Source organism: Deltaproteobacteria bacterium, from assembly GCA_018668695.1.
Classification (GTDB): domain Bacteria; phylum Myxococcota; class XYA12-FULL-58-9; order XYA12-FULL-58-9; family JABJBS01; genus JABJBS01.
Genome location: JABJBS010000088.1, coordinates 1 through 5,062 on the forward strand (window position 1 = coordinate 1; position 5,062 = coordinate 5,062).

Consider the following 5,062-nt stretch of genomic DNA (forward strand, 5'->3'; position numbering starts at 1 on the left):
CATGGAACCCAGCAACTCCGATCTTGAACACCTGATCACTGCTTTCCACCAAATGATTGCCCAACAAGTCCAATATCAGAAAACTCATCCCGCTGGGCCCAGGCGCCGGACCGCTAAAAAACAGGAACGAAAACCCCTCCCAACCGTTTTTTCAGAAGACTTCGATAAACTCATTGTTGGTTACGGTGAATTCTTTCGAGAACCCAAAACAAAACAACCGCATCAACTCTATTACTGGACAGCCCATAAGCCCTCAACCGGGCAAACATTCTCTATGGGTATCCGGCCCACGGACGCTGATACCTATCAGCCAAGTGATGAAGAAATAGCCTGGATGGGTCTTACACCCAAGACCATCTTCGAGGGTGCTACTCAAACAGAGTTCTTGGAAGCCTGGCACGAGTTTGCCGGCGAAGACTACATCCTTGGAACCTGGAACCAAATCACTCGTCGACTTTTTGAAAAGGTAAAACGGCCCAAACGAGACGGTCTACAAATCAAGCGAATCTATTGCAATGTGATTGGCCGTGCCTGCGGACCACTCTCAGGCATCATCGATGATAAAAATCTTCAACCGGATTCACTACCTGTTCTCGGCAGAGCCCAAGAGAGACTCAGTCAGGCTGTAGCGATGAGCCTGTGGCTACATAACTTCGAGCTTCAAGCGGCCGGCCCTTCTTGATTATGTTCCCAATAGATTTTTGATTAAATCGAGTAATGCACCCACGTTGAATGGTTTTTGAATAAAGCAGGTGTTGGGCTTGCCAAGAGCATCTTGCTCCAACTCTTCATCCACATAACCAGACATATAAATCACTTTTACATCAGGGCGGATCGCTCTTAATTTTTCAATGAGTCTTGGACCACTCATCCCAGGCATGACCACGTCGGTGAGGACCAAGTCGAAAGAAAGGCTTTGAGTTTCACACAATTCCCACGCCTCATTTCCGCTGATTGCTTCAACCACCTCATAGCCTTGCTTCTGAAGTAATCGGCGCGCCAACGAGCGTACTATCTCCTCATCCTCAACCACCAGCACTCGGCCGGTACCCGTTTCAAATTCGGTTACACTCTTCTCAGCTTTAGGACGAGGAGGTTCTTCTTGAGCCGGTAGGAAAACTTTAAAACAAGTGCCTGCCTCTTCTGAGCTCTCCACTCGAATCACACCACCATTTTGCTTTACAATTCCATAAACGGTTGAAAGGCCAAGTCCGGTTCCTTTGCCTGCATCCTTCGTGGTGAAAAATGGTTCAAAGATTCGCCCTCGAACTTCTTCTGCAATGCCCTGGCCCGTATCTCGAACCTCTAGGTAAATAAACCGCCCCGGTTCCGCATCCCAGCCGCCCAGCGCGTCGCGATTGAGATCGGTCGAATTTACCGCGATGGTTAAGTCTCCCCCGCCAGGCATTGCATCCCGCGCGTTCACAACGAGATTTACAATAATCTGTTCTAGCTGAATCGGATCAATTTCAATCCACATACCTTGATCGGTCGGCATGAACTCCATTGAGATATCTTCGCCGATCAGCCGGCTAAGCATTCTCTCAAAAGAAGACACAACAGAATTCACATCGACCCGCTGCGGCGCTACGACCTGATTGCGACTAAACGCCATCAATTGACGGGTAAGGCGGGTAGCGCGGTCAGTAGCGGATAAAATATCTTTTACATCTAAAACCACATCCTCACCGATGTCATCAGCCTCTAATAAGAGCTGCGCCGACACGCTGATACCTGTGAGTAAATTATTAAAGTCGTGGGCGATACCACCGGCAAGACGACCGATGGCTTCCATTTTTTGAGCCTGTAAGAGCTGGGCTTCAAGACTTGCTCTTTCAGTTTCAACCCGGCGCCTTTCGGAGATATCTCGGCTAACCCCCAGAACACCTAATGGCTCGTGGTCAGGTCCCATCAAGAGACTGACCTGTGCTTCCAGCCAAATAATCGAACCGTCGTGCTTACTTTGTTCTACCTGCACAGTGATGGGTTCTGTAAGCATTTCAATCGCACCGCTGCTAATGAGATCAGCTTGTTCTAAATGGTCGAGTGCATGGAGAGGTAAAAAATCATCGAGCGTAAGGTCCAAGGCTTGTTCAACCGATATTCCCAAAACGCGCTTCACCGAAGGACTGCAATAATCAATCAGTCCGTCCATTCGAGCGGTCCAGATGATGTCCGTAGCATTCTCTGCCAAGACACGGTAGCGCTTCTCGCTTTCCCGCAAAGCAAGCTCTGAGCGAACCTGGCGACTGATGTCTCTGCGTAAAGTGACGCATTCTCGGCTGGACTTAAATTTTCCGGGAAGCGGTGAGAAGGTAAGTTCCTGGTGCGCCAAGGCGCCATTGGCTCTGCGCGCAACAGTCATTCCCCGAAAGCTCTCGCCTTTTTCTAGAGCGCGCGTTGCCGAGCGATAAGCCTCGGCATCCTCAAATTGATTTTCAAAGAGCTTCTCAGGTTGGCTCCCATAAACGTCGTCCCGCTCATAACCCGTCAGCTTTTCAAAGGCTCGGTTGACGTAGGCAATTCGCCCACGGTCGTCTAGGATCTCTATGGCTTCGTCGATGTATTCAAGCGCATCCATCAACCGCTCGGTTGATTCAGGTTCAAAATGGGCACGGATGGCTTTTAATTGTGATGGAGCGGTAGAAACGATCGTCTCGACGCCTTGGTCGATTAAAGTGACCATACCTGTGTCTGTACTTGTAGGATGAACACATACCCATTGAAGGTTGTCGAGGTTGGTAAGCTTGTCGCACCGAGTCGCAAATCGCGCCTCAACCTCAGGTAGGCCAATCTCAACTTGCTCACGCCAATGTTTTAAAACATCAGCCGGCGCTACAAAAGCAACGTATGCATCAGCACTATGTGAACTGGACTTCGCCATAACGGCAAACTACGGAAAAATGACTGCTTAATAAAGGATCAGAAGCATCTGCCTCAGTTTTAGGTCCGATCCCCATGCTTGGAATAGGCCACAATCAGGTCGTAGAGCCGTTTATGCTCGGAAAATACCATTCCGCTGAAACCAAACGCCTCACCTCGTGTGATCACTTCATAGCCCGGGAAATAAGGGTTCATCACCGATACGCTGAGAACATCTTTCCAAGGTACCCATCGAAACGACCCTGGGCCGATCATGGTGACCCCCCCCGTATCCACCGTGATGGATATTGAGAAGTAATAAAAACTGACGCCGCCAAAGAGGTAAAGGAAGAACAAAATCCCCAAGTAAGCCTGAGGTGGCATAAAATGCTCACCAAAAACGGCTAGGTTCACGACCAGCATCAACATCAGTGTCCAAAAGCCGATCCCAATCATTATGGGAACACGCATCGCCATCCGGGTGCGAAAGTTCAGACCTGTGTAAAGTGGATGTGCCATTGTACCTTAATTATACGAGCCACGATCGCGACCCGCAACATTACCTCGTCATCCGCTCTCTACCGATTTGAGCCTAAGTGCCTATTAAAACCCAATTCTTGCCTGCCCCTACGTCATCACCTATGATTTCTTGAGTTGTTAGACCAACGTCCGGAGCCAATTCCGACCTTGTGGTTAGAAGAAATTGCGGACTCAGTCGAAGCAGGTAACTGGGGATAGTTTACCGAGTTGTGGGGTTTAAACTGACAAAGTGGAAACTGGCAGCGACCTCAATGATGGTAGTAGTCTATTAAACTGGGGAAACTCGCTCTTCCAAGAAGCTTGGAAATAGAGACGAGTAGCAACAGTCGATAATCACCCGTTGTTAACCAGGGTGAGCAGGATGATGCGATATGGATGACGTAGTCAAAGAGTTCCTTGTTGAGAGCTACGAAAACCTCGACGAGATGGATAGGGACTTGGTTGCCCTAGAACAAGATCCTGAATCAGCGGATGTTCTCGCGCGAATTTTTAGAACCCTGCACACCATTAAAGGTACTTGCGGGTTTCTCGGCTTCTCAAAACTAGAATCGGTATCTCACGCCTCAGAAAACTTATTAAGTAAGCTTCGTGATGTAGAACTACTGGTCAACTCCGATATCGCCAGTGCCCTCTTGGCCACGGTTGATGCCATCCGAGAGATGATGGCTCAAATTGAAGAGCTTGGAATAGAAGGCGAAGGCGAGTACTCAGAACTCGTTGCATGGTTGGAGCGTCTCCAAAAAGGCGAGTCTGCACCAGGACCAGCTGGAAAAGTGGAAGCCAGCCCTGAAGAACCGACCGCTGAGGCTCCTGAAGTCACGCCAGAAGTGCTAACGGCGGCTGAGGTGCCAGTCGCGGCACCAACACCAGAACCAACTCCAGAACCAACTCCAGAACCAACTCCAGAACCAACTCCAGAACCAACTCCAGAACCAACCGCTATTGAAGCGGCAACGCCTGAACCTACACCTCCTGCGGCTGAAAAAGCGGCGGTAGAGGCTAAGCCTGAAGAAGCCCAAAAGGCCGAAGACGGCGAAAAAGATGATCCGAAAAAGCCCAAGAAGAAATCAACTGCTGCTTCTAAAAAGCCCAAGCGCACGGAAACGTCAGGCGGATTAACGGAAAGCAGCATCCGTGTTGATGTTGCAGTTCTCAATACTTTGATGAACCTCGTCGGTGAGCTTGTACTGGCACGAAACCAAATTGTTCAGTTTACAGCACTGCACGAAGATATCGACACCAACCTTCTCGCAGCTTCTCAAAGACTCAACCTCATCACGACGGAGATGCAGGAAGAGGTCATGAAAACCCGGATGCAGCCAATCGGTAACATCTGGAGTAAGTTTCCTCGAGTTGTACGCGACCTTTCACACACTTGCGGAAAGCAAGTTCGAATTGAGATGGAAGGTGTGGAAACAGAACTCGATAAGACGCTGCTCGAGGCCATTAAAGATCCGCTAACACACTTGGTTCGAAACTCCGTAGATCACGGTATTGAGCCTCCTGAAGTTCGCGTTGAAAACGGCAAGCCTGCAGAGGGTCAGCTGGTACTCCGCGCATTTCACGAAGGTGGTATGGTTAACATCGAAATCAGCGATGATGGCGGCGGTATTGATCCACAGAGAATCAAAGCAAAGGCGCTTGAAAAACAAATCATCAC

Annotated in this window: 4 protein-coding genes; 2 read left to right on the forward strand and 2 right to left on the reverse strand. The window is 49.5% G+C overall.

Annotated elements, in window-relative coordinates:
* The coding region (locus HOK28_04725) for a hypothetical protein (protein MBT6432372.1) at positions 1–682 on the forward strand (682 nt) is incomplete at its 5' end.
* Here the strand turns inward: HOK28_04725 and HOK28_04730 are convergent.
* Positions 683–2,884: a PAS domain S-box protein gene (locus HOK28_04730; GenBank protein ID MBT6432373.1), complete on the reverse strand. Its 2,202-nt coding sequence runs from the start codon at positions 2,882–2,884 to the stop codon at positions 683–685. It lies immediately after the preceding gene.
* Positions 2,885–2,943: 59 nt separating this feature from the next.
* Positions 2,944–3,381 (reverse strand): hypothetical protein, encoded by a 438-nt coding sequence (locus tag HOK28_04735; protein MBT6432374.1) that lies wholly within the window; start codon positions 3,379–3,381, stop codon positions 2,944–2,946.
* Positions 3,382–3,773: 392 nt separating this feature from the next.
* On the opposite strand from HOK28_04735, the gene HOK28_04740 reads away from it, so the two are divergent.
* On the forward strand, positions 3,774–5,062 hold a 1,289-nt coding region (locus tag HOK28_04740), incomplete at its 3' end, for a hypothetical protein (protein ID MBT6432375.1).

Coding starts and splice junctions, on each gene's coding strand:
- HOK28_04730 (MBT6432373.1), bottom strand. CDS start 2,884: ATGGCGAAGTCCAGTTCACATAGTGCTGATGCATACGTTGCTTTTGTA.
- HOK28_04735 (MBT6432374.1), bottom strand. CDS start 3,381: ATGGCACATCCACTTTACACAGGTCTGAACTTTCGCACCCGGATGGCG.